Consider the following 26,855-nt stretch of genomic DNA (forward strand, 5'->3'; position numbering starts at 1 on the left):
CGAAATTAAACGGCCTCAGTCCGATGGAATTTAGGACTAAGGCCGCATAACTGGTTTTTATTATTTGTACTGTCTACTTGACGGGGCGCAGTTCATTGCTCGGTCCCAGAGACAGTCTTCGCTTTGTAATTAAACCTTAGCAGCAGCTAAATACCCGGAATCGGGGAGCGCTTGTGCTCGGTTTTCAAATATTGTTTTTCAAGCTTTTCGCGGGCCTCGGCGTTAATTTCCTTGCCTTCAAGGTAATCGCTATTGTCACCGTAGGTGATGCCTAGCTCTGCCTCGTCGGTTTGTCCATCCCATAGGCCTGCTGATGGCGCTTTGTCCAGTACGCTTTGCGGAACGCCGAGATGGGAGGCCAGCTGCCTTACCTGACGTTTGTTAAGCGTGCTGAGCGGAGTGACGTCCACTGCGCCGTCGCCCCACTTCGTAAAGAAGCCTGTAATCGCCTCGGAAGCGTGATCCGTGCCTACTACCAGCAAATTAAGATCGAATGCGAGCGCGTACTGCACGACCATCCGCGTTCTTGCCTTCACGTTGCCTTTGCCGCCGCGGCTCAAATGACGCGGAATGCCTAACGACTTGAAGCTGTGCTCCACTTCGATCGCAATCTCGTCCACCGCTTCCGCGATATTCGTCTCAGCGCGGTGCTTCAGCTGGAACGCTTCTGCAACGGCATAGCTGTCGGCAATGTCAGATTGATCGCCATACGGCTGGAATACGCCAAGCGTCATATACTCTTGGCCTGACTCCGAGCTAAGCTCATCCGTTGCCCGCTTGCAAAGTCCGGCTGCCACCGCGCTGTCAATTCCGCCGCTAATGGCAATGAGAAGTCCCGTCGTACCCGACTGCTTAACGTATTGCTTCAAGAAATCGACCCGTTTGCGAATTTCGGCCTCCGGATCGATTTCAGGCTTCACGCCAAGTATTTCAATAATTTCTTGTTGTAGGCTCATAGTCACCGTCCCACTTAGCGGCAGAACCGATCGAATGCGTCAGACAGATCGGCTGCAATGTCCGCTGCGGAACGATTTTCGATCTGGTGGCGCTCGATAAAGTGTACTAGCTCGCCATCTTTCATTAAAGCGATGGACGGGGAGGATGGAGGATACGGAGCAAAATATTCACGTGCTTTCGCTGTCGCTTCTTTGTCCTGTCCAGCAAATACGGTAAACAAATGATCGGGAGTAATATCATGCTGCAGCGCCTCAGCCACACCCGGACGGCATTGGCCTGCTGCGCAGCCGCAAACCGAGTTAACAACAACGAGTGCAGTGCCTTTTGCGTTTGGCAATTTTTGTTCTACTTCTTCAGCCGTGCGAAGCTCTTGAATACCAATTCGGGTAAGATCGTCCCGCATTGGCTGCACCATATCTAACATGTATCTTTCGAATGACATCGACATCGAAACACACTCCCTTATTACTTTATTTTAGCTACTATTATACCGTCGGTAGTCAAAATAAAGCAACCGGAGCGCGCTCACTCCGGCTGTTCTTTTTAAACTCATTCCGGAAATTTTTCCGGCTCATTTAGGCCATATGCGGTATTTTTGTCAGGATGTGTAAATAATCCTCCCTGCGGCGGGAGTCCCTTCTCAAAAATATCCCGGTTCTCATCTGTTTGAAAGCCTACGTCCTTAAACGGATGCACCCATTGATCACCCGCCATAACGGTAGGATCTGTCTCCTTACTCCACTGTGACAGCGGCGAATTGGGAGACTCATATTCATGATCGCCGATTACGATCCCATACTGATTTACAAACGGCGCGCGGCTTCCCCGCCCTTCGCGAAACTGCGGCAAAAATTCGATTTCGTAAGGATCGAGCGCCGGATCGTCGATATGCTGCTTGCCTTTTTGCTTATGATCATGGTCAGACACGTGATCACCTCCGCACTAAGTAGACGGACGGTTTGGTCCATCCAGCTTTTTGTCAAAACCGTCGGACTCCGGCGGCTTGCCGCTGCCTGCCGAGTTTTTTGCAGCCTGCTGCGCTTGTTCAGCCGAACGGCCTTTTTCCTCATTTTGCTGTGCCAATGCTAACGCCTCCTCCCCTAATACGATCTAACCGCTTGCAGCCGGTTATCTTTCAAGGGTAGTATGCGCCACTCGGACTTTCCTTATGCTATAAATCCTGGGAGAGACGGACCATGTCGACAACCTGTATCCCGTTTTCAAAAATCGCTTCCTCATAATGTCTGACAAAAAAATCTTTATCGATACCCGTCATTCGAAAGCCGCACTCTCCTTTTCCCCTTATAAAAAAAAACGTAAATGAACGATCCATTCATTTACAGTCATATGCATGATATATAATTTAACTTGCTCTCTCCTCCGGCAGGAAAAAGGTTACGATAAAAGCCGTTCCTTCACCCTCCTTCGATTCGACGTCGATCCGTCCGTTATGACGCTCCGCGATACTTAAGCAAAGCGGAAGCCCGAGACCGGTGCCCTGCGTCTTTGTCGAAAAAAACGGCTCGAATAAATGCTTCATCTGGTCAGGCGAAATGCCAACGCCTTGATCGGCTATCCGCAGCTCGATTTTGCTGCCGTAATAGGAGGTGCTTATGCGCAATGAGCCTTTATCGCCCATCGCTTCCATTCCGTTGCGGGAAATGTTGAGAAACAGCTGTTTAATCTCTCTGTCGTTCAGCATAATCATCGGCAAATCCTTGCAAAGACTCACTTCAATCGTTTGACCCCGCATATTCGCATCAGCATTTAGCAGAGGTATGAGTTCATTAATAATATCATGCAAGGACGACGGCTCCATCGTAAGCGACCTATTCTGAGCAAGCGATAGAAAATCGCTAATAATCATATTCGCGCGGTCAAGCTCTTCCATTATGATACGAAAATATTCTTGCTGGTTTTTCGGACTGCGTTCCTGGATCAGCTGGACAAAACCGCGGATCACCGCCATCGGGTTACGAATTTCATGCGTGATGCTCGCTGCCATCTGACCGACTAAGCTGAGACGCTCCATGCGGCCAACCTCATCCTGCAGCTGGCGCAGCTCGGTTACATCCTGCGCAATTAGCGCCGCACCCGTATTTTGCCCGTTTAAGGACGTCCGCAGTGAAATCGTTGATAACAGCAGCTTTTTATCGCCATTGACGAACGGAACTAACGAGGACTTATTGCCATTAAGCGCTTGATAAAGCATTTTAACACAAGCATCGCATTGTCCGCTTTGAAATATAACGGGAAACGGTGCGCCCAGCAGCTGCTTTGCTCCGGTATATTCCGGGCGCAAGCATAGAAGCTGCGTCGCCATCCTGTTAAAATTAGTGATTCGTCCTTCTCGATCAATGACGATTACGCCGAATGACGTCTCGTCAATAAATTGCTGCAGCTTCTCCACTTCATCGCGATAATTCGCAGACAGCCGCTTCACTTCCATATGGAGCAGCTGCTTCTCCTTTACGTTCTCAATCATAAAAATGGACAACCAGGTTGCCGAAAGCGTTGCGGCGACAGCCAGTACGAGCAACACCGTCATCATAACCGACCACGATACTTCGCTAATTGAGACGTAGCCCGTTATCGTAATGATGAAATAAAGCATCATTACCGACATCAGAATTATGGCTTTACGCTTCTTGCGGACAACTGACGCACGATCAAAAGAACGAACCGAAAGCATAATAAGCGAAACAAATCCAACGATGAACAGGATGAAGCTAACGAATTCCCATACGCTGTCCAGCATCGGAATTCTCATGCCGATATAGATGAAGGATAATGCGGTAAGCGTCGGCACTCCCCCATAAAGTGAGCCGATCAAATACGGAATGATATAAAAACCGACTTCATAGCCGAAGACGTTTGGCGCGGTTATCATGCAAAACACCATCGACGCACCACAAAAAATGCCCATGAAAACAGACATACCCTTCCAGCTCTGCTCTTTATCATGCCAAAGCTGGAAGGCAAAAACAGGCAATAAGGATAAAATGAATTGTAACAGCAATTCCTTTAACACGGACGATCTGTTCCCCCTACTCACGCTCCGAATGCATGACCCCTATTTAGTTATCTAATGTAAGAAAATATGACCTGATATAAGAACCTTTTAATCCGATTAAAACACAAAAGGCATCTATTTACAATTGTCCGCCTAACCAATTTATTATCTCATGTATAGCCATCTCACCCTCTATATCATTGTGCAGCTCGTGAAATCCACCGTCCCAGCGTCTAAAATGACAGGTCTCGTCAAGTCCTTCAGCCAGCAGTCTGCTTGCCTCCAAGGAAGTAACCCGGTCGGAGGTTCCGTGCATGAGCAGCAGCGGAACCCGGAGTTCAGAAGCGTTCGCAAGCGCCCACTCGCCGCCAGCGCTAATTTCATTATAGGCATGCAGCGTAATTTTCGTATGGCATAACGGATCTTCCACGATAGGTGCAGCCTGAGCATAGCCTGGGCGGAATAAATCGGCCGGATTCAAGCCCGTCGATTGCTGCAGCTTCGGAAGGACAGACGCAAGCCTTCGTCCCATCCACTCCACTGCCGGATGCGGCTTGAACGCCAGCCTCAGCCATGGACTGGTCAGAATGAGTCCTTTAACCTTGGGCTGAAGACGCAGCGCGCAATTTAACGCCACATTTCCGCCCATGCTATGGCCGTATAAGAAGATAGGCACGCCAGCGTGCCGCTTGCCTGCGGCTTCTATCATCAGAGCTGCGTCGCTAACCACTGCGCCAAGCGACAAGATATGCCCCCGTTTGCCTGATGACCGGCCATGTCCGTACTGATCAAGCGCTATCAGCGCATAGCCTGCCTCTGCAAATAGAGCCGCAACATGTCCGTAACGGTCGCCGTGCTCTCCCATCCCGTGCACGAGGCAAACGACTGCTTTTACTTCCCGCGCTTTTGGCTTCCATTCCCGCAAAAATAATATCGTTCCTTTTGCGCCTGTTATTTGCCATTCATCACGCAGCATCAGAACGCCGCCCTTCTTTTGTGGTATTATATATTCTAATAATAATATAGCAGGTGGAAATCGATGCAATATGATGCAATTGTAATTGGCGGCGGCTCTGCCGGGTTAATGGCCAGCATCGCCGCGAGCAAGAATGGCGCTAAGGTGCTTCTCCTCGACAAAGGCGATAAATTAGGGCGTAAGCTGGGCATTTCCGGGGGCGGCCGGTGTAATGTAACGAATAATAAAGATTTGGACGAGCTCATTAAGCATATTCCCGGTAATGGCCGCTTTCTGCACAGCGCCTTTTCCAATTTCAATAACAAGGATATTATCGCTTTTTTCGAGAACCTCGGAATTGCTCTTAAGGAAGAAGACAACGGGCGCATGTTCCCGGTATCGGACAAAGCGAAGACGGTCGTAGATACGCTTGTTAACCAAGTCCGCAAGCAAGGCGTCAAAATCATTTTGAACGCCCCCGTCGATCATATCATGTATGGCGATGGAAGAGTAACCGGCTTGCGCGTGAAATCAGGCGAGACGTTCCGCAGCAGAAGCGTAATCGTAGCCTCCGGCGGCAAATCGGTGCCTCAAACCGGCTCAACCGGTGACGGCTATGCATGGGCGGAGAAAGCCGGCCATACGATTACGGAGCTTTTCCCAACCGAGGTTCCGCTTACGTCGAATGAGCCCTTCATCGTGAGCAAGGAGCTGCAGGGCCTTTCCCTGCGGGACGTAGCGCTATCGGTTTGGAGCCCGAAGGGTAAACAAATCATCCAGCATCATGGCGATATGCTCTTTACTCACTTTGGCATTTCAGGCCCCATCGTGCTGCGGTGCAGCCAGTTCGTAGTGAAAGCGCTGAAGCAGTTTAACACGGGCAATATCGAGGTAGCGATCGACCTCATGCCGGATAAGAGCAAAGACGAGGTCTTCCAAGAAACGCTTAAACTCACCCAGCTTGAATCCAAAAAAACGATTAAAAACGTACTGAAAGGCTGTCTGCCGGAAAAAATGATTCCGATTCTACTTCAGAAGGCCGGATTGCCGGATAGCCTTACTTATGACAATATACCAAAGCAGGATTGGTTAGCTCTATCGCAGCTTATCAAGCATTTTCCGATCAGGGTGTATGGCTCGCTTTCTATAGAAGACGCATTCGTTACCGGAGGAGGCATTAATTTGAAGGAAGTCGATCCGAAGACGATGCAGTCGAAGCTGATGAACGGGCTATATTTTTGCGGAGAAATTTTGGATATTCACGGCTACACCGGAGGCTACAACATTACCGCGGCCTTCTCGACCGGCTTCACAGCAGGACTAAACGCAGTACTCCAATAAGACGCAAAAAGGGCCGTCTCCAATGTCGCAAAACTTTGGAAACAGCCTTTTTTTTGTTTATGTATTAAATAGACCGCTAAGTCCGCACATCCCCCGAGAAATGATCATACGTACCGGAATCCGGAAGAAACTCCCCCTTGTAATCCGCATCATCGTCGCGATTGTGCAGCTGATCAGCATATTCGGCTTGTCCATCTGATATCCAATCCTCGTTCACGAGATGTGCCGGAATCGCGATCGCATCAAGCGAATAGGCACTATCCGTCAAAGCAGCCGCATCGATGTGAGATTGCTCGACAAGCTGACCGCCATGCGCTTGCGCTATCTCGAGAGCCGATGTCAAATCGCTTCCATCTAAATGAACATGCATGCGGCTGTCATCATGAAGAACGGTCTCGTAGCCGAGCTCCCGCAGCGTTTCGCAAGCGAGCGCCGCACTCTGAGCGTCGTTAAAATCAAATAATAAGGCTGAGTTGGCAGGCAATAGTTATCATCCTTTCTTGTATCTGACATAGCATTCCCAACTTTCCAAAAATCATGACATTATTTTTTCACAAATAGCTATGTCATTATGTAAGCTTTTATGACATAATTATCACATACACATTTGGTATCACGCTAACTGATGGGACGGTGTCATCGATGAATCATCTATTTTATTTACTTTCGGATCCAATGCTTATCGTCGAGTCGGACGAAGCCCGTTGGTCTATTCGCGATGTCAATCAAGCCTTTACAGCCTTTTCCGGCTTTAAGAAATCGGATCTCTTGCAGCTCGATCCTTCCACGATCATCACGGTGCAGGACGCGGGACTTTCCTTTGAAAAAGCCGTTTGCCAGCTTGCTGACGAGCACGCCTTCTCCCCCTTGCTTGAATGCAAGCTTATTACGAAAATGTCGACTCCCGCAGACGTGCATATGTCTTGCCGCATGCTGCAGCTCGGTGAACGTAAGGTCTATGTTATCATTTGCAAAGATTTGCGCGAGGCGAAATGGATTGACGAATATATTATGCATAATAAAATTATGGCGTCCTTGGTCGTAAACGAGCGTTGCAGCATCATGAACTTAAAGCATTATTATGCCCCTGTGCAGCAGCACTCCTACTCTTATGTGAACAGATCGTTATTCGACCTCGTAGCAGATCACGAGCGGAGTAAGCTAAAGAAGGTATTTGAGTATGCCAAAAACAACCGTACGGCCGAATCCGTCGACTTTCAGCTTATGCTTGGGGACCGCTATTATAGCACCGAAGCGGTGATTCAGCCTTTTTACAATGGCAACCGAAGCTTTAAAAACTTTGTTGTCATCCTGACAAGCCTTCATCTAAACAACTCAGAGGAAGACCCGTCGTACAAGCTCCGCATGCTTATGCTTAGCAAAAATATATCTGTAACCTCGCTCGCTCAATCTACGCTCATCTCTCTCACGACCATTTCTAAAATTCGCAACGGCAAAATAAAAAAGCCCCAGCGCCTAACGGCTGAATTGATAGCCGGAGAGCTGGGCGTGAGACCCGAAACGATATGGAGCTGCTTTAAACGTTAAAGGCAGCTCCTTTCCTCTTCTTTAAGCTTAAATAAAGGGACTGTCGTCCTCCTTTGAGGATAACAGTCCCTTTTATCAAATAAGCTTAGCCGCGATAAGGCGCCAGCGCCTCATTCAACCCGCGTGTTTGCTCATATACCTGCTGATAGATTTTGAAGATACCGGCGTAAGCAGCAACCGCTTCAGGCTGAGGCGAATACGAATCCGCATGCTTCACAAATTTATCCGCGCAGGACTCTAAGCTGTCGAACCAGCCGGAGCCGTAAGCTGCGAGCATTGCAGCACCTAGGCCAGGCCCCTGCTCATTCTCAAGCGCTACGACCTTAGCATCGAAAATATCGGCCTGCATTTGCAGCCAAACCGGATTTTGCGCGCCTCCGCCGATGGAAACAACCGTATCGACCGTTTTGCCGGCACGTCTGAACATATCGACCGACTCGTTAAGCGAGAAGGTGATGCCTTCCATGACCGCACGGGCAAAGTGAATGCGCTCATGCGAACCGTCAACGCCGATAAAGCTCGCACGAATTCGTGCATCAGGATGCGGCGTACGTTCACCGACGAGGTATGGCGTGAACAGCAAGCCGCCCGCTCCCGGCTTCACGTCGCCTACGCCTTCGAGCAGTTGATCGAAGGATTCATTTGGCGCGAATGTTTTCTTAAACCAGCTAAGGCTATAGCCGGCAGCCAGCGTAACGCCCATGGCATAGAAGGAATCCTCTTTGCCGTGGTTAAAGAAATGCACCTTCCCGGCAAAATCCTTCGACTTATCGTTCTCGTAGGATAGAATGACGCCGGATGTACCGATGCTGCAAAGCGTCAAGCCTTCGGATAAAATACCCGAGCCGATCGCTCCGCATGCGTTATCGGCACCGCCCGCAAACACTTTCGTCGTTGCAGGCAGGCCTGTACTCTCGGCAAACTGCGGCAGCAAAGTGCCGACAAGACCATGCGACTCGACAAGCGGCGGACAGAAGCTGCCTTGAAGGCCAAACGCTTCAAGCACCTCGCTGCTCCATGCTTTTCCGGCCACATCAAGAAGGAGCGTGCCTGCGGCATCGGAGTAATCCATATGCAGCTCGCCCGTTAACCTGTAACGGAGATAGTCCTTCGGCAGAAGGAACAGCTTCGCCTTCGCGAAGGCTTCCGGCTCATGCTCGCGGACCCACAATATTTTCGGAAGCGTAAAGCCCTCCAGCGCCGGATTGCGGGTTACGCGAAGCAGCTTGTCTCCAAGCGTGCGCTCGATTTCACGGCATTGCTCAGTCGTACGCGTATCATTCCATAATATGGCATGGCGAACAGGATTCCCTTCGCCGTCCAGCAGCACGAGACCGTGCATTTGGCCGGAGAAGCTAATGCCTTCGATTGCTCCTGCATCGATGCCGGCAGCAGAAGTGAGCTCGCGCAGCGCAGCAACCGTTCCGTCTACCCAATCATCCGCCCGCTGCTCGCTCCAGCCGGAATGCTCATGATACAGCGGGTAGCTGCGGGATGCTTCTCCGGCTACCGTACCGCTTTGGTCAACGAGCAGCACCTTAACGGCGCTCGTTCCTAGATCTATACCAATAACATAGCTCATATGAAAGCAATCCTCCCTGGCTTAAACGCTGAAAATAACTTCGCTCAGTACAAGGCGGATTCGTTCTTGACGGCCGGACTCGTTCTTGATCGGATTGTTTTGAAGCGCATATTGCTCAAGCGAAGCAAGCGTCGCTTTGCCGGACACGATTTCTGCGCCGATGCCTTCTTTGAAGCTGCGGTAACGGTTGTCGACGATGTTGTCGAGAATTTTCTCTTCCGTCAATTTCGCAGCCGCTTTAAGACCCCAAGCGAAGCTGTCCATACCGGCGATGTGTCCCAGGAATAGATCTTCCGCTTCGAATGAAGCGCGACGAACCTTCGCGTCGAAGTTAATGCCGCCGCGGCCGATGCCGCCAGCTTTCAATACTTCAAACATCGTCAGTGTAGTGGAGTAAAGGTCAGTCGGGAATTCATCCGTATCCCAGCCGAGCAATAGATCGCCTTGGTTCGCATCAAGTGATCCAAGCATGCCGTTGATCGCAGCTGTACGAATTTCGTGCTCGAACGTGTGGCCTGCAAGAGTTGCATGGTTTGCTTCAAGGTTTAGCTTAAAGTGGTCCTTCAAGCCGTATTTTTGCAGGAAGGAGATCGTTGTAGCCGCATCGTAATCATATTGGTGCTTGGTAGGCTCTTTCGGTTTTGGCTCGATTAGGAATTGAGCGTCGAAGCCGATTTCCTTCGCGTATGCGATCGCCATTTGGTACAAGCGCGCCAGGTTATCCAGCTCAAAGCCCATATCCGTGTTAAGAAGCGTTTCGTAGCCTTCGCGGCCGCCCCAGAATACATAGTTTTCCGCGCCAAGCTCTTTACCGACCTCAAGACCTTTTTTCAGCTGCGCGCCGGCGTATGCATAAACGTCTGCGTTACAAGTTGTGCCTGCTCCGTGAACAAAACGCGGATTCGAGAACATGTTCACCGTGTTCCACAGCAGCTTTTTGCCGGAGGACTTCATATTGTCCTTGAGCATAGCAACGATAACGTCAAGGTTTTTGTTCGTTTCCTGCAACGTTTCGCCTTCAGGCGCAATGTCCGCATCGTGGAAAGCATAGAAAGGAATGTTCAATTTATTCATGAATTCAAAGTTAGCTTCTACGCGCGCTTTCGCACGGTCAAGGCCGTTATATTGATCCCAGCCGCGAACCATCGTTCCTGCGCCGAACGGGTCTGAACCATTAGCGTTAAAAGTATGCCAGTATGCAACAGCGAAGCGAAGATGCTCTTCCATTGTTTTACCCAGGATGACTTGGTTTGGATCGTAATGTTTGAATGCCAGCGGATTATCCGAGCCCTTACCTTCAAATTGGATGGTGTTAATATTTTTGAAATAGCTCATAGAAAACAAAATCCTCCTTCACGGAATTCGATATTTTTGAAAGTGCTTACTGCAAGAATAACATGCCAGAACTTAGTTTGTCTATTAAACAAACTAAGTTTTTATGATAAACTAGCTGTAACGATATCATTTGCTCAAGTCGCAGTTATCAGTATGCGGTACGGGCAAGCTCTATATTCGACATTTCGTGATACAATACTAGATATTGTGACTTGGACGGAGGCTTTCTTTATTGAAAACAAAATCAACAGGAGACTTAGCGCTCATCAAAAAAATAAATACGGCTATCGTGCTTGAAGCCGTGCTGGGGCATGCGCCGCTCTCACGGGCGCAAATATCAGAGCTTACCGGACTCAATAAAGCGACGGTCTCCAGCCTCGTTCAGGATTTAATCGACAGCCATCTTGTTGTCGAGAACGGTCCCGGGCAATCAAGCGGCGGGCGTAAGCCGGTCATGCTGCTGTTTAACGGAACCGCGGGCTATGCCGTCGGCGTTGACCTCGGCGTTAACTATATACGCGGCCTGCTGGTCGACTTGGAGGGCCATGTAATTGCCGAGCACCAGCGCAGTCTGAAGCAGCAGGATGCCGGGTTTGTGCTGGGACAGCTCACGGCATGCATCGAGCTGCTTATGAATGAAGCGCCGGAGAGTCCATATGGCGTGGTGGGCATCGGTGTCGGCGTTCCGGGTATCGTCGACGATAACGGCACAATTCTGTTCGCGCCGAATTTGAAGTGGCGTCAGGTCGGGCTGCAGCAGCTGCTCGAGGAGCGCTTCAGCATACCGGTCACCATTGACAATGAAGCGAACGCGGGCGCGCAGGGCGAGCAGAAATACGGCGCAGGACGCGGCATACCGAATCAAATTTACGTCAGCGTCGGGATCGGTATCGGTACGGGCATTATTTTGAACAAAGAGCTGTACAAAGGGGCTTCCGGCTTCTCCGGCGAGCTAGGCCACCTCTCGATCGAGTATGACGGCAAGCTCTGCAGCTGCGGCAACCGAGGCTGCTGGGAGCTGTATGCATCCGAGAATGCTTTGCTCGAGCGTGCGGCATTGCTAGGCTTCGAGAGCCTGGAGGAGCTGCTGCTTGCGGCGGCTGCCGGAGACGAGGATGTTACCTTGCTCATCCGCTCGATCGGCGATTATTTGGGAGCAGGCATTGCGAATATCGTCAATGTGTTCAACCCGGATGTCGTTATTATCGGCAATCGCATGAGCCGTGCTGCCGAATGGCTGGAGCCCGCAGTACAAGCGGCCGTCGATCAGCGCACGCTTCCTTATCACCGGGAGCGGATGCGAATTTTGTTCGCAGAGCTCCAGGATCAATCGGCCGTTCGCGGCGCGGCGTATTACGCCATCAGCAGGTTTTTCTTGAAAATTAAAAGCTAACAACGCAGCTGGAGCTGCCCCGTCTGTTTTATGAGAACACATAGGGGCAGCTCCTCGCTGTTTTTTAATGGACACGATGAACGCCGACGGTATTCAGCGTATTGCCATCAATAGATATCTCGACTGCAGCTTCCTTAATGGTTCCATTCGTGAAGTAAGCCGTAAACACAAACTTTATTTTTCCTTGCTTTAATTGCGAAAAAGCATTGTCCCGCATTTCACCGCTCCAGCTCGTTTGCGCGTCATTCGTTTTATGCAGCGCCGCCGCATAGTCAGTCATCTTCACTTCGACCCGTTCGGCCTTCGTGGCCGTACCTGTCGAAGTCGTATCCGCCTCCAGAACGAATTTTTCGCCTGCCCAAAATACCGAATAGTAGCGTGATGAATCGGGCTGGCCCGTTTGGGCCGTATTGTAGTCTCGGCGCCGCTTGTCCCATAGTTCCGTGTGCTTCACATAGCCAATAACTTGAAGCGGCAGCACCTGCAGCGATTTGGTGATGCTGACGGGATCGGCAATTCCGTCGCTAACCGTCATCGTCATGCTCCACGTTCCAACCGCTGTCAGCCTCAAAGAAGGTCCGCTAGCCGGATAGCTTGGGCCATCTGCCGTATAGGAATAGCTGCTTTTGGAGCCTGTCGGACTGGTCAGCTCATAAGCAATGGAAAGCGGATTGCCGTCTGCATCGCCTGCATCCGATAAAAACGAGGTCATATCCCCTTCGTAAACCGGTTTCGGTGTCCAATCAAAATCTGCGGTCGGCGGCCGGTTGGTAACGAAATGAATATACGCGAAATGCCCTTCATTGCCGGCAGCGTCATAATCAAGAACGGTGAGGCGGTATTCCTGCCCGGCTATTAAACCCGTTACTTGATAGGACTTTCGGTCAAGCGCCAGCGGAATGCTGTATTCCGATGACCCATCTGCATCAAGATCAATATTCGTTACGCTGCTATCCGCATTCACCCTTTGCAAATAGAAGGTCCGAGACGCATGTCCGGAAGAAGGCTCCGTATCGCTAAAAGCATCAAATGTCACCGACACGGCTGTCGGCTCAATGACCAATCGTTCATTTACGTCGTCTGGTTTGACCGTATCTACAAAGAAGAATCCGTTTCTTGAATACGGCCCCCATAAATAGCTGTCATTGGCTCTAGCCCTCCAATAGTGCAATCCTTCAGCAAGTGCAGCCGTTGTGTAGCTGGCAGCAGCTATGGCCGAGTTCGTGTCAACTACGTTTTCGCCGGTTGATGCTCTGAATACCTCATAATCAATCGCTGCTAGCGGGTCGATCTCAGGATCTACCGTAAATACGCGCAGCTGCGGGCGGTTTGCATTCATGTAAATCGGATGGTCTGCGTCAGCGCCGTTAAAATTAAGCAAAAACGTTTCCGGCGGCAGATCCAATACGAAATATCGGATGTTGCTTACATTCGACCATACCCCTGCGGAATAGACCTGCCCCTGCACCTTAACTACACGGCCGGGGACGATACTTCCCTCCAGCATAGGATAAGTAAGAGCGTTACCTTCATGCTCAATATACAAGGCCGTTTCGTCGTTATCGACATACGAAACGGTTAATCGATACTGCTCCTGCGGATCATCCTCTGCATCGAAGTAGGTCCACCTAATTGTTGGTTCCTTAGCGAGCACAGTAGGTGCAGCTGCGGTAGTCCCTGCAGGAGAGGCAATAGTCATGACAGGCTTCGTTTGATTGATTGGCAGTATAGTATCCTTATAGACGATGTACTGCCCCCAATACGACCAGGCGCCATGTATATCCCTTACTTGCTCCTGTACGAAAAGCTCTACGCCCGGACGGTTATAATAAGCTCGTTTCCCTGCTGTCCAAGTACTTTCGTCGGCCCATCGCGTACGGAAAATTTTGTCCGATAAGATGTGCGCGATATCTGGATCATAAGATGTATCGAATGTTTCATAATCAAGCGCTTCGCCCTCTGCGAACACATTTCCCGTAAAGCGGACGTCCGGCTGCGCCAATGGTCTGCGATGTACGTAGAGCAGCTTTTTCACCGGCTCCGACCACTTGTTGTAGGCGGATAAGCCCGTATTATCCCGCGCACGGAAGCTGATCTCGTAGACACCCGCTTTTTCAAGAGCGTTTACAGTCGCTCCTAATGTTTGGCCGTGGTAAGCGCTAAGCCCTTCCGGATTTTCAAAAAAATTCGGGTTATGGCTGTAGCTCCACTCCTCTGCTCCCATTGGATCATTTTCAATGTCTTTAAATAGCTTCTCGTAGTAGATTGGCTCGTCAACTAAAACAGTTTCGTAAGTCTCCTCAATGTACGTATCGCCGTAGTTTGTTTTCTTGACATCGGCGAATGAAGCGGAAGGCTGTCCTAGCGACATGATACCTGCTGCACCTTTTGAATAGGTGCTATCCTCGATCTCAATCTTTTTCGAATGATTTACAAAGACGCGAAGCGTGCCATTAACCACCTCTACCTTAATCGGGTAAGAAGTAAAAGCATTTCGAGTCAAAGCCACTGATTGAAGTGACGTTTTCACGCCGTTTACGACCTTGAACAAGGTTAGCGTATCTTTGCTCCACTCGACAGCGTACATATTCTTTTCATTTTGAATATGGAAGCCGGCACCGATCACTTTCGCATTGTTTGCATCGTTCACACTGGCATCAAATGCTAGTGCGTAATTTTTCATAGAGCTGCCGGCATCATACAGCAGACCGCCCCACTCATCATTCGTAATTTCGATGGTGTCTCCATCGATTGCTTTAATTCCGTCATTTCCGCTTGCGGATATAAATGGGAATATGGCTTTCTTAGAATTCCAAGATTGTTCAAATAAGAAAATAGATCCATTTGGTAAAATAGGCGTAGAGGTCGCATATCCATTGCCAGCTGACCCTACCTGTCCTCCTGGTACGCCCCCACCGTCTCCAGATCCTGAACCTCCACTTGCCTCAGAACTATAGGCTATTGAATAGCCCTTCGTTCGATTTAATAAAAAAGCGGAAGAAGCTTGTCCTTGGCCTATATAGGTAGAATATATACTTGGATAAATCGTGTCCCCGTTGGCATTAAGAAATATCTTATCTGCGTTTCCTGCTCCTACTCCGCCTTCGTATCTCGCCTTCTGGCTCCCGTTTTTGTCAAACAAATAGGAATAATAATTAGCTGTCCGATCATAGACACGAACATCTCCATCAGGCAGCACGACTGGATTGTTGGCTCCTCCATAATCAAAACTATCGATTCCCCAGTCGTCTATTGTCGCCATGATAGCGATATTACGAATGACCTGTAAGTTAACTGCAGTTAATGTTGTAAATATGGGATCAACACGTTTTAAATTCCAATCTAACGAGTAGGTGATCACATAAACATACGTCTCATCATCACTAAGAGCGGCATAAGTTAAAATTCCTCCGCTGCCCAAGGTCGTCACGGTTGAAACGCCATTTGCTGCCACTTTATTAATATCAAACGTGAAAAGGGAGTAGTTAGATGTGCCCACCATCTGTTTTTTATACGTGATAAACACGTCGCCATTTTGCGCATGAGTCATTTTAATATCGAAATAGTTCATTTTATATTCGCGCTTCCCTGATGATTCCCATATGAGCTGTTTGTTTTTTAAATCATATTTATAAAATCTAAGAGCTGTCTCATAATCCTGATAATAACTTACATAGTTCCAAGCTTGCCTTAACCCTATGTACATATATCTCCCATCGGGCGAGATCTCAAAGTGCTTTACATACGGCGTTGTAATTAAATACTTCGTATCTATGTCGTGACTAAACTCATACCGGTCTTTAAACCGCCCCTCTTTGGTGTATGCCACAATAGAAACGAAATTTCCACCAACAACGGATGCATCATAGTCATAAAAATAAAAGCTTTCATCCGATCCCATTCCAATAAAAGAATACTTCGTCATTAATAGATCAAATGGCCGAGAAATAATTATCTCTCCTGTTTCAGCATTTACTTCATTGATCACATACTTCCCATCAATTGTGTTATACGTATAGATCCTGTTCCCGGCAAAGACTTGTTCAATGACAACACCGCTCGGTACCCAGGACGGTTTCCCTGTAATATCGGCAGCCAATTGATATTTCGTTCTGGAATTTGCGCCATTCCCTGAATTCGGATAACCGACTTTGAAGTTGGCCATTATGCCGTTTTTAGTTGCAATACTAGAGTTGGTGATATTTATCTTCCAACTCACTTTGTCGCCATTGCCGCCCGTATACGGATTTTTTAGCGTCCATGATCGAAAAATGGACACTGGTGTATAGGCTGTAATCGGAGGCCCACTATCTTCGTCTTTTCCTGGCTGCTGTGTAATACCGAAAACATTAAAATTAGCCTCTGGAGCATAGTTAAGTACATCTGTCTGTACCAAAGGAGAGATTCCTTGTTTCCCAAAGTCTTCGGTAACACTTACTCGATATTGGCGTTTCCCGACTGTGCTGTACTTGAGAGGATGTGTCCATTTAAACGCGCCGTCATAAAGCGTAGTCCATAGATCCTCATCAAAATTCCCATCATCGTCCTGATCGTACCGTTCCTCGATGAAAAGATGATCAAGCTGGTTGCCGTCTAGACTTTCAGCATCGATATAAAGCATAAAATCATTGCTTCGATAGATTTCTTCAGGAGCAACAACGTTAACTGCAGGAGGCATGTCCGGAACAACTTCAATGATAAGCGATCCCCAGTCACTCACGCGGCCATTGGAGTCATATACTTTACCTTCAAGAACATATTCACCTAGATCCATAAGCGTTTTGTTTGGCCATCCGTTCGTATAGCTAAAATCTTCTCTTTTTTTATGCCGCATTTCTGATTTAGTAAAATCAATGGTCACTCCGCGGTCTGAAAGCGGAGTGTACGAATTTAATAAGTGATGCGGATAAAGAAAATCTCTTCCTTGGATCACACTTGTTACACCCGCTACCACCGCTACAGGTATGGGATCGATAACCTGAAGCACCGCCGTATCCCGTTTCGATCCGCCCGAATCATCGGTGACGGTAATTTCAGCCGTATAATAGCCGGGCTCTGTATACGTTTTATCGAAATACTCAAAATCTGTGTGATTCGGAAGTACCGCGTTTAAATTATTTGAGAATTTCCACGTGTACGTATTAAACCCGTCAGAACGGTTGATTAATGAGGACGTTTCTCCCGCGATGATGCTTGGCGGTATAAATTCAACGTCTGCTTTGAGATCGGGTTTGGGTGTTGGCGTAGGGCTAGCGCTTGGGTTAGGAGTCGCCATCATGGCCACGTTAATGTGCAGCTGTGCCCATTCCGAAACCTTGTTAGCGCTGTTCGTCACACGCAGCTCGACCAAATATTCGCCTTCAGCGGTAAAATCTTTTGCTGCCGGCTTCTTGGCGATCGTCATTCCTGTCGGCGTCTTATATTTCCATTCTCTAATGGTGATGGATTCCTTGCCTGGTGAATAGGAGAGTTTGTCATCAAGCTTAGGCTCTGCAGCCGGCTGAATAGTCATTTCGGGTTCCATTCGATGGTCCCCTTCAATGTGGGAGATAATGGCTATTGGGGTTGTTGGTTCATTCTTTTTGTTGATGGTGATTTTAAAATCTTTTGCGTTGTTATTTTCGATTGATTCGGCTACGGCTTCACCAAAATCAGTTTTTGCCTTAAAGCTCTTAATACCGTTTGATGTAGAAGATACATTGACGGTAACCGTTTTGATCTGACCGGGAGGCACGTTTGAGATAACTTCCGACTTTATGCTTGTTCCTACGATGCCTACCGTAAAAGCTCCGCTATTCGCTTTTCCTTGATTCTTTGTCGTAATTTTAATCGGTACTGAATCACCTACCCATGAATCTACAGGAGCTATTAGTTCGCTAATAATAAGATCCGGTTTTGATGGTGGCGGCGGAAGCGGTTCGGCCGGTATTGTAAACATTTCATACCACCAAGATCCATCCGGCTCCCATATGTTCCACATTTGAACGACGCCAGGAGAAAATTTCGTTCGTGCTTGCTGAATAATCGCGTAGTCTAAGAGAGTATCCCCTGTCCAATTCGTGCCTTTTAGTTTATTGTAGCTTTCCAAGAAGGTTTTTGAATGGCCGTATGGGTCTGTCATATCTGTGAGCCATGCTGCTGCTACTGTTGAATTATTAGATAATGATGTTACTTCAATCCCCTTAGCTCGACCTGTCACTGTTCTCCAAGGCTCTTTTACCCAGTTCTTAGCTACACTTTTCGTCATATTAGAGTCACTTTGGAACATCCAGTTACGATATAAATTCCCTTCATAGTCCCATCCAAGATATCGATATTGTCCTTTTTTAAGATCCTGTATTTTATAATCAATATCTGACGGGCAACCGTATACGATGACATTTGAGCCTATATTAGATTGGTTTAATAGAAATTTTTCATTTAATGCTCGTCCCTTTGAATCTTCTAGCGGAATGTTATAGTATTCAATATATTCTTTTGCTAATGCACTATATTCAGCTGGAGCAGGACAATTCGTAGCAGCCTTTACAAACGGAATTGAAGTGACTATAAGAAAAATAGATAATATTATTACAACTGATCTTTTTAGTCCACTCCTCAAATAATTCACTCTCCGATCACAATACCCACAGTTTTGTTACTATTACCTTTATAAGCTATAAAAAGAACACCATCATACTTCGTTTCAATACTATTCTTTCCCTCAACAAACTTCATATCATTAACCATAATGTAACTCGTATATGCTTTTTCGTAAGATTTTGGATAGTAATTTTTAAGAAGATCTTTGACTAAAGCTTTGTTATCCGCGGTAGGCTCGTAAATATAGATAAAGGTTTGTTTATAGTCTCCGTCGTATTCAACAGTTAATGTATTATCTTCAAAAACATCCGTACCCTTTTGATTTACTAATATCTTTTGATTCCTTCCGAAAGTGGTGTTCCCCTTAAAACTAGGCAAAGACTGAATCAACGCATTCAGCTCCTCTTTCGTCTTCGGATAAGCCACCGGCTTTCCATTTTTCGCCGTCAACGTATTAATAATCATCTCCACCGACTCAGCACGAGTTGCATTTTTAGCGCCCCCCATCGTCCCATCGGGATAGCCTTTCATGATTTCCAGCTTCTTAGTCACGGCCAAATAACCCGACTTTACGCCTTCAGCATCCTTTCCGAGCGCACGGATCGTCATGCGAGCGATCTCTTCGCGAGTAATCGGAAGGTTTGGCGCAAACGTATTCTCCTTATACTCGCCAACCTTAATAATCGACTGCTTCAAGCCGGCAGCGATGTAGGACCGAAACCAACCGGTATCATCAACAAATGGCGTATCCGCATCAGCTGCCTTAATTTTCATAGCTGTGACAAGCGATTTCAAAAATTCAGCCCGGGTTATGTTCGCATTCGGTTTAAAGGTTTTTGTATCATAGCCATTAATCCAGCCTTGATTAACAGCAACCGCAATTTCCTCTTTCGCCCAATGCGTCTTCGTATCTGTAAATGCCGCCGCTGCGGAAGCTGACTGCGCACTCATCAGCATCGTCACCAATAATGTTACAGCTAGTACTGTTCGTCCTATTTTTTGCATCTTAAACCACTCCCATTTATAGTAATCAGAAAAAACACACATTTTTTTACAGCAAGCTCCCTATCAGTTCTTCTCATCAATCGCATTTTCCTTCTTTTCTCATCCCTTCCATCTCCATTATTTGCTTTATTTCGACACCCCGCACTCTTCCCCTCAGTAGGCCACTCTACCAGAAGCACTACCAAGGCAACAAAAAAAAGCACGCCCCTCCCTCAGCCGAGGGTGCAAGCGTGCTTCGCTATACTTTGTATCAACTAAAATAAATGTTACTTCACAAGGGCGGATTCTGTCAATATCCCCCAGCGTCCTAAACGCTTGATTGAGCGACAAGCGGTTTATGCTTGAACAACGGGATAAGGAGCAGTATGCCTAAAAACATAAATGAACCTGCCGCGCAGTAGATGCCGACTAACGGGAACACCAGCTTCAGCTGCCCGGCAACGAGCGTCATAATCACCATCATCCCCATAAACATCGGTGTAAGCACGCCGTTCACTCGCCCGGTATACGATTCCTCTGACCACTGCAGAATCATAGTGCTTATACTGATTTGAATCATCGGGAAGCCAAGTCCGCTAATAAACTGCAGCACCAGCGTAAGCGGAATATTTGTCGATAAGCCTGTTCCTATCATGCAGAGCGAGCTAAGCAGCAGGCCAAGAGCAAGCAGCTTCTGCGGAGAAATCTTTTTGGCTGCGACCATCACTGCTCCACCGCCGACAAGCATCGCAATTCCGTTGACCATCAACATATATTGCAAAAATTCTTTCGGCTGCCCCAAGCGCTCCAGCACGATGAACAAGCTCAGCGGCTGTGCAATCCCGACCGCTGTTCCTGCCAGCGCGAACGTTCCTCCAAGCGCTCTCAATACCGGACTGCGCCATACGTACTTGAATCCATCCTTTAATTCCTGCCAAAATTGCCGTTTCGCAATGACTTCCGTTTGCTCCACTACACGGTCACGAGGGATTCGGAACAAGACGATAGCCGACAATAAGAAGGCTACGCCCATGACGCCGATCGAAATCTCAATGCCGAATTTCTGGTAGGACAAAACGCCGAGCGATGGCCCCAGCACCATAAAGATAGCGATAAGCGATTGGAACATCGCCATTGCCGATTGCAATTGCTCAGCCGGAATATGCTGCTTGAACAGCTTCATGGCCGACGGCTGCGAGAACTGTGATAATATCGCGGATACGAATGTGGCAAAATAAACCATATGCCATGAGCCGTATAATAGCGTAATCAGCACGATAAAAACGGATAAGGCAGATAAAAAGTCGCACCAGATCATCGTAAGACGCGGCTTCCAGCGATCGGCGAACGTCCCTCCGATAAACGAAAAGACGAAAATCGGCAAAAATTCCACGAATCCCATTAAGCTAATTGCGAACGGATCCTCGTTCGTCTTGTCTGTCACATACATCAGGATAGCAAAATTTCGCACCCAAATTCCGATTTGCAGCAGTACGTTTGACAGCAAAATCGTCTGAAAAAACTTGTTGCGGAGCAAGCTTCCTCCCGCTCCCGTTACTCCTCTAGCAGACATTCCAATCCACACTCTCCTCTTCAAATAACAACTGGTTATGCCTTTACCCTATTCGGCTTGAACATGGTAGCCCTTTTCTCCGTAAGGCTGCAGCTTCTCCACCCACCGATCCTTTAATTCCCCGACTTCCCGGTTATATTGGCGTATCATATCGATGGGCTGGCGGCCTTCCGGATCCAAAATCGTCTTTATAATCATAGCGAACCTTTTGCTCGAATTTAACCGTCTCTAGAATGAGAAACGAAAAATGTTCACTGCCGAATTGCTTCCATTCCTTCTGCAGCTCTCTATTCGTATGTCCGTCGATATTAAGAAGAAACTGCTCCTTCCCCCACAAGGCATCTAAATTAGTCGAGCCTCCAATATAGATTTTGCCGTTGGCATTATTTTTGATTTGAAAGACGCCCATCGTCCGTTCACGTTCCTGATACTCCGTCGTCAATTGCTTACGCTTTGCCTTATCCATTTTTTGTCCTCCTTCCCGCGCAGCCTCTTGTTCCTGCTCTGTTATTTTTGCTTTCTGCTTTCCGGATTTCCCTTGCTTGCCCTTAATAGATGCTGCAGGAGCATCCTTCTGCATTTCTTGCTCTACGGCCTCTTGCTGCCCAAGCTCGCTTCTTCCGCTTCTGAGGCCCTTCACCCAGTACTCACGGCCATCATCCTCGCGGTCCAAGTATCCGTATTCAATCAAGTAGCGGCGCAGCGTCACATAGTCCTCTTCCCAGAACGTGGCGAGCCGCTCGTTCACTTCCTTCTCCGTATAGCGGATTCCGCTTTGAAAATAGGAAGCGATATGGCGCAGCACGGCGATTTTACACTTCTCCTTGCGCGGGAACGAAGCCAGCGGGCCTTCCGGTCCATCCGGAAAATATTGCTTCAAAAGCTCCGCGTATTCCTCCTCCGTAATCGCATACCGCTCATCCACCTGCGTCGCGGTGCGATGCACAGGCACGAAGCGCGGAGCCGCGACCGCGCCTTGCTCCATCATCTCGATAATGGCAAGCAGCAGCTTTGCCTGCTTAGCCTTTTCCTTAAGCACGAACCGGTGGTTCCGGATCGTCGAGGCGCTGCCCGCGCCTGTACGGCCCATCATCTCATTATCTGATAAATTATCGGCAAAACCGCGAATGAGCTCTTTTTGCAAATCGGTCAGCCCGGTCTGTTTTTTGTCCAGCTCCAGCAAATAATCGAGCATGGAGCCATCAATGTTTTCAAAAATAAAAAAAGAACGGCCGCCTCAAGGATCGCTCCTTAAAGCTGCTGTTCTTCCTTATACCCTGATTACAAAGCTTCTTTCCGGTCCTTCGGCAGCATAATGGACAGCAGCCCAATCAGCGGCAAAACGCTGCAGGCTATCATGACAAAGCTGAGCGAACGCGCATCCGCCAAATAGCCGAGAACGACCGCGCCGAGGCCGCCCATACCGAATGCGAGTCCGGTAATAAGCCCCGAAGCGGTACCCACCTTGCCGGGCATAAGCTCCTGCGCGTACACCACGCTGACCGAAAAGCCGGATTGCAAAATAAAACCAAGCGCCACGATTAACGGATATACGAATGGCAGAGGCAGATGCGGAAGGAAAAGCGCGAACGGCGCCGCACCGAGAATCGAGATGAGCATCATTTTTTTGCGTCCGATCCGGTCCGCCATAATGCCTCCGAAGAACGTTCCGGCCACGCCGGCCGCCAAAAATAAAAACAATGGTACCTGTGCACTCTTAATCGACATGCCGTACGTTTCCACCAAATAGAACTGATAAAAGTTGCCGATAGCGGCAGCATACCAGGAACGGGCAAATACAATCGCAACCAGGATCGCAAGCGCGATTGCGACAATCTTCGGAGAAAGCGCTGCCTTCACGCTGCCTGAGGCTTTCCGCCGCTGCATGTTCCCGTCATGTGCCGCCAGATTCGTCTTATACCATGGCACTACCTTCATCAAAATAATAATCGCGGTGGCTGCGAGCAGGGTGCCCCATATCGCGCCCTTCTGTCCGAACGGCAAAAAAATCAGCATCGTCATGACGGGTCCGAGCATATGGCCGAAATTGCCGCCAACCTGATAGATCGACTGGGAGAAGGCTCTGCGATTGCCAGCGGCTAAATGAACGACGCGCGAGCCCTCCGGATGGAACACGGCGGAGCCTAGTCCTACGAACACAACGGCTAGCAGTACCATGAAAAAACTCGGGGCAAAGGCAAGGCCGATCATCCCGAGCATACTGGAAAACATGCCGACCGGAAGCATCCAGGGCGCAGGCCTTTTATCCGAAACCAGCCCGACTACGGGCTGCATGACCGATGAGGTCATATTGAGCGTAAAAGCGATCCAGCCAATTTGCGCTAAGCTTAGCCGCAGCGACTGTTCTAAAACCGGAAACAATGCAGACACAACCGATTGCATCATGTCATTCATTAAATGTACCGAGCTGATGCATATTAAAATAGCGTATACCGTTGCGGATCTCATTGACTCTTTATTGACGGTTGCAGCTGCAAGTGGTGCTGACATGATTAACAGGACCTGCCTTTCTTAACGAAAATACCTCATATCCGGTGCCATGTTATGAAGATCATGATAATTTTGCGAATTGAATACATACAGGATTCGGCAATGCAAGCGACGAAGCCGTCTTTGCAAGCAGTCCGCTCTCTGCATCCACCGTAAATACGGCAATGCTGCCCGTCTTCTGGTTCGCAACGAGCAAATGGCCGCCGTCAGGCGTAACCGCGAAATTGCGCGGCGTTTCGCCTCCGCAATCGATATGCTGGATAAGCTTAAGCTCCCCGCTTGCTTGATCGACCGCAAACACCGCAATGCTATTATGGCCGCGGTTAGAGCTGTACAGATATCGTCCCGACCGGCCGAGATGAATGTCGGCGGCATCGTTATACCCGTCATAGCCAGCCGGCAGCGCAGAAATCGATTGGCCGGCCGTTAACGCTCCAAGCGCTGTATCTGCCTTCAGCAGCGTGATCGTGGAATCCAGCTCATTCATGACATAGCCTGCAGGCAATTCCGGATGGAAGATCAGATGACGAGGCCCTGCGCCGCGATGAACCTTGCTGAATCCATGAGGAGTAAGCAAGCGCCGCTCATCTTCATAGCGGTAAATAACGATGGTGTCGATACCCAAATCGGCCGCGCATACGAAGGGAGATTTACCAAGCGGCAAAATGCAATGCGCATGCGGAGCATCCTGCCTCGAAGAGTTTGGCCCCAGCTCGCCCGTATGCTGGTGAACAGCCGCAGCCGCTTCCAGCTCCCCATCGGCCGTAATCGGCAATATAGCGATGTTGCCGCCTGTATAATTGGCCGCGAAAAGCACCCGTCCCTTCTCATCCGTGCTGATATAGCAAGGATGAGCGCCGTGCGTAAGAGAGCGGTTGCTTGTCATGCGCAGCATTCCTGTCACCTCATCGATCTCGAATGCCGCGACCGAGCCTCCGCCCGCCTCTCCGGTTGCTTCCGTCTCGCTTGCCGCATATAAGCGGGCTCCATTCGGATGCAGCGTTAAATAAGAAGCGTTCTCCAAACCGCTAACGCGCTGAATAACTTCCAGCTCGCCCGTCATCTTGTCGAACGAGCACACGTGGATTGTCGGCTCTTCCGCTGTTCCATACGACCCTACATACAGGATTCCGCTTGCTGTCGGTCGTCCATTTTGATTGCTCATTTGCGCCCACCCTCTCTGTCTTTTTGGCATTACAGTGACCATAGCACATGCCGCTTCGGCAAACAATGTCTACTTTTTTTTATAAAAGACTTCACAAATACTATTGTAACATGTTACAATGTAAGCGCTAACAATTCAGTTGTTCACATTTCTTAAGGGGGAAAATTGAGATGATGAATGTAGTACTGAGCGAACGGAACGTATATGAGGATTTCGAGCTGGAGTCGGATGTGCTGTACTTCAAGCTCGGTATGCAAGGTCTCGTGAGCTTCCACGGCAGAAACTATAATATAAAGAGAAGAATGACTGCCGAACAAATTGCCCAGCTTACGAATGAAAGCAGCTTCTATCAGATCAGCTCCAATTGCTACATTAATATCGGCAAAATCAAGACGATCGCGGATGGCACGATCTACTTCGGCTCAGATATCTCCGAATCGAAGCAGGTATCGGTTAACCGCCGCAAGCAATATGTCATTCAGAAGCTGTTCTCGCAGCGCGCCTCGAACAAGGATTTACGCATTACGCCATAGTGCGCAACAGAAGCCGCCCTATTTCCGCATCATGTGGAATAGGGCGGTTGTTTGTTTGTCTCCTTCCTGCTATTCTTAGGTTGAAAACGTTTTATCAAGCAAATGCTGCGGCGCAGCAAGCTTTTCCCAAAAACTTTTTAGGAGGATTTTCATGTCTACGCAAGGACAAGCATTCGAGCAATTATTTCATGATGAGCAAGCCGTATGGCTGCAGTGGGGCGCTTATGAAGCGGCCGTATTGCCGGCAGTCGGAGCTAACCTCATCGCATTCCGCGATAAAGAAAACAACTATACGTTCCTGCGTGAACCATCACTTGAGGAAATGGACAGCTTTAGAGCAAATCCGGGTGTCCACGGCATTCCCGTTCTGTTCCCTCCCAACCGTTATGAGGACGGCACCTTCACTTGGAACGGCAGAACTTATAACTTTCCTGTTAACGAAGAAAAAACCGGCAACCATCTGCACGGCTTTTTCCACACTGCTGCATGGAGCGTCGAGGATTTCGGCACGAACAAAACGGAGAGCTACGTATCGCTCAAAATTTCAATCGATGAAAGCCACCCGATTTATACCTATTTGCCGCATCGCTTCACGATAAAGCTTCGTTACGCTTTGAACGATACGGGGCTGCTGCAGCATGTGTCCGTACATAATGAAGGAACAGACGCTATGCCTTGCTTGATCGCTTTCCACACGGCAATCAATGCGCCGTTCGCACCGAACAGTACAACGGAAGACTACCGCTTCACCCTCACAACCGGCAAGCGCTGGGAGCTGAATGAGCGGATGCTGCCGACAGGAAATTACCAGCCGTTATCCGCAGAAGAAGAAGCGATGAAAACGACAGGCCTTTCACCCGTCTGGGCGGCGATGGACAACCATTACACGTCCGAACCGCAAAATGGCCGCAATGCTATGGTGCTGACCGATACACGCAATGACGTAACGCTCGTTTACGATGTTGGAACGGCTTACAAGCAGTGGATGATTTGGAACAACAATGCAACGCCGGGCTTCTTCTGCCCAGAGCCGCAGCTTAATCTCGTTAACGCGCCAAACGTTGACTTGCCAGCTGAGCAAACCGGCCTTGTCTCGCTTGAGCCGGGCGGCATTTGGGAAGAATCGAGCCGCTTGTACGTGAGAAAATAAATATATGCGGCTCACGCGATGCCGGGCTGGAAGAGCAGCTGCAAAACGGCGGTTTTATCCGAAGAATTGTTCGCGAGGTGCTGCCTTTTGGCGGTATTTATATGAAATAAAGAAGAGGCCGGCCAACCGTCAGACGTGATATGCTCCCCATACAGTAGACAGGTTAAATAATAAAACCTGCTGCTGTGAGGGGAGCTTTTTCATGTCAAAAGAACAGTATAGCGCACCAGAGA

21 protein-coding genes and 1 pseudogene are annotated in these 26,855 nt (G+C 48.8%); 6 read left to right on the forward strand and 16 right to left on the reverse strand.

The features are described 5' to 3' along the window. Positions 1-146 precede the first annotated feature (146 nt). The 7 genes and pseudogenes from nadE to ASG81_RS22310 form a co-directional block, all read right to left on the reverse strand. Positions 147-956 carry an ammonia-dependent NAD(+) synthetase gene (gene nadE, locus ASG81_RS22290; protein WP_056639428.1) on the reverse strand — a complete coding sequence of 270 codons (810 nt, stop codon included), beginning with the start codon at positions 954-956 and terminating at the stop codon, positions 147-149. A gap of 14 nt (positions 957-970) precedes the next feature. Then, positions 971-1,405, reverse strand: a complete 435-nt coding sequence (locus ASG81_RS22295) for a BrxA/BrxB family bacilliredoxin (RefSeq protein WP_056639431.1) — start codon at positions 1,403-1,405, stop codon at positions 971-973. Between the two features lie 101 nt (positions 1,406-1,506). Further along, positions 1,507-1,884 carry a DUF3905 domain-containing protein gene (locus tag ASG81_RS22300; RefSeq protein WP_056639433.1) on the reverse strand — a complete coding sequence of 126 codons (378 nt, stop codon included), beginning with the start codon at positions 1,882-1,884 and terminating at the stop codon, positions 1,507-1,509. 15 nt (positions 1,885-1,899) lie between these two features. Beyond that, positions 1,900-2,040, reverse strand: a complete 141-nt coding sequence (locus tag ASG81_RS32265) for a hypothetical protein (protein WP_200961584.1) — start codon at positions 2,038-2,040, stop codon at positions 1,900-1,902. Between the two features lie 88 nt (positions 2,041-2,128). Continuing rightward, a pseudogene (locus ASG81_RS30185) lies at positions 2,129-2,248 on the reverse strand (GNAT family N-acetyltransferase); the annotation flags it as partial. Positions 2,249-2,320: 72 nt separating this feature from the next. Continuing rightward, positions 2,321-3,988 (reverse strand): ATP-binding protein, encoded by a 1,668-nt coding sequence (locus ASG81_RS22305; RefSeq protein ID WP_056639434.1) that lies wholly within the window; start codon positions 3,986-3,988, stop codon positions 2,321-2,323. Positions 3,989-4,109: 121 nt separating this feature from the next. After that, entirely contained in the window at positions 4,110-4,946 is an 837-nt protein-coding gene (locus ASG81_RS22310) for an alpha/beta hydrolase (RefSeq protein WP_056639436.1), read from the reverse strand. Between the two features lie 63 nt (positions 4,947-5,009). Between ASG81_RS22310 and ASG81_RS22315 the strand changes: the two genes are divergently transcribed. Then, positions 5,010-6,266 (forward strand): NAD(P)/FAD-dependent oxidoreductase, encoded by a 1,257-nt coding sequence (locus ASG81_RS22315; protein ID WP_056639438.1) that lies wholly within the window; start codon positions 5,010-5,012, stop codon positions 6,264-6,266. 76 nt (positions 6,267-6,342) lie between these two features. Here the strand turns inward: ASG81_RS22315 and ASG81_RS22320 are convergent, their stop codons facing one another. After that, the gene (locus ASG81_RS22320) at positions 6,343-6,750 is read right to left on the reverse strand and encodes a hypothetical protein (RefSeq protein ID WP_056639440.1); all 408 of its coding nucleotides are present in this window, start codon (positions 6,748-6,750) and stop codon (positions 6,343-6,345) included. Positions 6,751-6,908: 158 nt separating this feature from the next. On the opposite strand from ASG81_RS22320, the gene ASG81_RS22325 reads away from it, so the two are divergent. After that, positions 6,909-7,814 (forward strand): helix-turn-helix domain-containing protein, encoded by a 906-nt coding sequence (locus ASG81_RS22325; RefSeq protein ID WP_056639443.1) that lies wholly within the window; start codon positions 6,909-6,911, stop codon positions 7,812-7,814. A gap of 85 nt (positions 7,815-7,899) precedes the next feature. On the opposite strand, the gene xylB is transcribed toward ASG81_RS22325, so the two are convergent. Beyond that, a complete protein-coding gene (xylB, locus tag ASG81_RS22330) occupies positions 7,900-9,396 on the reverse strand; it encodes a xylulokinase (RefSeq protein ID WP_056639445.1) in 1,497 nt (498 codons plus the stop codon). A gap of 21 nt (positions 9,397-9,417) precedes the next feature. Further along, positions 9,418-10,731: a xylose isomerase gene (gene xylA, locus ASG81_RS22335; RefSeq protein ID WP_056639447.1), complete on the reverse strand. Its 1,314-nt coding sequence runs from the start codon at positions 10,729-10,731 to the stop codon at positions 9,418-9,420. Between the two features lie 232 nt (positions 10,732-10,963). Between xylA and ASG81_RS22340 the strand changes: the two genes are divergently transcribed. Further along, a complete protein-coding gene (locus ASG81_RS22340) occupies positions 10,964-12,124 on the forward strand; it encodes an ROK family transcriptional regulator (protein WP_056639449.1) in 1,161 nt (386 codons plus the stop codon). A 64-nt stretch (positions 12,125-12,188) separates the two neighbouring features. On the opposite strand, the gene ASG81_RS22345 is transcribed toward ASG81_RS22340, so the two are convergent. From ASG81_RS22345 to ASG81_RS22375, 6 genes are all read right to left on the reverse strand, one after another. Beyond that, positions 12,189-18,734 (reverse strand): Athe_2463 domain-containing protein, encoded by a 6,546-nt coding sequence (locus ASG81_RS22345; RefSeq protein WP_442952947.1) that lies wholly within the window; start codon positions 18,732-18,734, stop codon positions 12,189-12,191. Further along, entirely contained in the window at positions 18,731-19,711 is a 981-nt protein-coding gene (locus ASG81_RS22350; RefSeq protein WP_056639453.1) for an S-layer homology domain-containing protein, read from the reverse strand. Before ASG81_RS22350 ends, ASG81_RS22345 begins: the two co-directional genes overlap by 4 nt. A gap of 307 nt (positions 19,712-20,018) precedes the next feature. After that, positions 20,019-21,263: an MFS transporter gene (locus ASG81_RS22360; protein WP_056639457.1), complete on the reverse strand. Its 1,245-nt coding sequence runs from the start codon at positions 21,261-21,263 to the stop codon at positions 20,019-20,021. A gap of 133 nt (positions 21,264-21,396) precedes the next feature. Beyond that, complete coding sequence (locus ASG81_RS30190) at positions 21,397-22,458, reverse strand: DUF2087 domain-containing protein (protein WP_081417508.1); 1,062 nt, start codon at positions 22,456-22,458, stop codon at positions 21,397-21,399. A gap of 86 nt (positions 22,459-22,544) precedes the next feature. Then, positions 22,545-23,774, reverse strand: a complete 1,230-nt coding sequence (locus ASG81_RS22370; protein WP_056639458.1) for an MFS transporter — start codon at positions 23,772-23,774, stop codon at positions 22,545-22,547. A gap of 61 nt (positions 23,775-23,835) precedes the next feature. Then, positions 23,836-24,939 (reverse strand): lactonase family protein, encoded by a 1,104-nt coding sequence (locus ASG81_RS22375; RefSeq protein WP_056639460.1) that lies wholly within the window; start codon positions 24,937-24,939, stop codon positions 23,836-23,838. A gap of 170 nt (positions 24,940-25,109) precedes the next feature. Between ASG81_RS22375 and ASG81_RS22380 the strand changes: the two genes are divergently transcribed. From ASG81_RS22380 to ASG81_RS31265, 3 genes are all read left to right on the forward strand, one after another. After that, a complete protein-coding gene (locus ASG81_RS22380; RefSeq protein ID WP_056639462.1) occupies positions 25,110-25,472 on the forward strand; it encodes a LytTR family transcriptional regulator DNA-binding domain-containing protein in 363 nt (120 codons plus the stop codon). A 151-nt stretch (positions 25,473-25,623) separates the two neighbouring features. Next, a complete protein-coding gene (locus ASG81_RS22385; protein WP_056639463.1) occupies positions 25,624-26,622 on the forward strand; it encodes an aldose 1-epimerase in 999 nt (332 codons plus the stop codon). After that, a complete protein-coding gene (locus ASG81_RS31265; RefSeq protein WP_155971792.1) occupies positions 26,586-26,732 on the forward strand; it encodes a hypothetical protein in 147 nt (48 codons plus the stop codon). The genes ASG81_RS22385 and ASG81_RS31265 overlap by 37 nt, the downstream gene beginning before the upstream one ends. Positions 26,733-26,855 lie beyond the last annotated feature (123 nt).

Source organism: Paenibacillus sp. Soil522 (genome assembly GCF_001428245.1).
Classification (GTDB): Bacteria; Bacillota; Bacilli; order Paenibacillales; family Paenibacillaceae; genus Pristimantibacillus.

Excerpts from the sequence above, each read along its gene's own strand:
- ASG81_RS22360 (WP_056639457.1), bottom strand. The coding sequence starts at position 21,263 with ATGTCTGCTAGAGGAGTAACGGGAGCGGGAGGAAGCTTGCTCCGCAAC.
- ASG81_RS30190 (WP_081417508.1), bottom strand. The coding sequence starts at position 22,458 with ATGCTCGATTATTTGCTGGAGCTGGACAAAAAACAGACCGGGCTGACC.
- ASG81_RS22385 (WP_056639463.1), top strand. The coding sequence starts at position 25,624 with ATGTCTACGCAAGGACAAGCATTCGAGCAATTATTTCATGATGAGCAA.
- ASG81_RS22325 (WP_056639443.1), top strand. The coding sequence starts at position 6,909 with ATGAATCATCTATTTTATTTACTTTCGGATCCAATGCTTATCGTCGAG.
- xylA (WP_056639447.1), bottom strand. The coding sequence starts at position 10,731 with ATGAGCTATTTCAAAAATATTAACACCATCCAATTTGAAGGTAAGGGC.
- ASG81_RS22375 (WP_056639460.1), bottom strand. The coding sequence starts at position 24,939 with ATGAGCAATCAAAATGGACGACCGACAGCAAGCGGAATCCTGTATGTA.
- ASG81_RS22370 (WP_056639458.1), bottom strand. The coding sequence starts at position 23,774 with ATGTCAGCACCACTTGCAGCTGCAACCGTCAATAAAGAGTCAATGAGA.
- xylB (WP_056639445.1), bottom strand. The coding sequence starts at position 9,396 with ATGAGCTATGTTATTGGTATAGATCTAGGAACGAGCGCCGTTAAGGTG.
- ASG81_RS22310 (WP_056639436.1), bottom strand. The coding sequence starts at position 4,946 with ATGCTGCGTGATGAATGGCAAATAACAGGCGCAAAAGGAACGATATTA.
- ASG81_RS22350 (WP_056639453.1), bottom strand. The coding sequence starts at position 19,711 with ATGCAAAAAATAGGACGAACAGTACTAGCTGTAACATTATTGGTGACG.
- ASG81_RS22315 (WP_056639438.1), top strand. The coding sequence starts at position 5,010 with ATGCAATATGATGCAATTGTAATTGGCGGCGGCTCTGCCGGGTTAATG.
- nadE (WP_056639428.1), bottom strand. The coding sequence starts at position 956 with ATGAGCCTACAACAAGAAATTATTGAAATACTTGGCGTGAAGCCTGAA.
- ASG81_RS22380 (WP_056639462.1), top strand. The coding sequence starts at position 25,110 with ATGATGAATGTAGTACTGAGCGAACGGAACGTATATGAGGATTTCGAG.
- ASG81_RS22295 (WP_056639431.1), bottom strand. The coding sequence starts at position 1,405 with ATGTCGATGTCATTCGAAAGATACATGTTAGATATGGTGCAGCCAATG.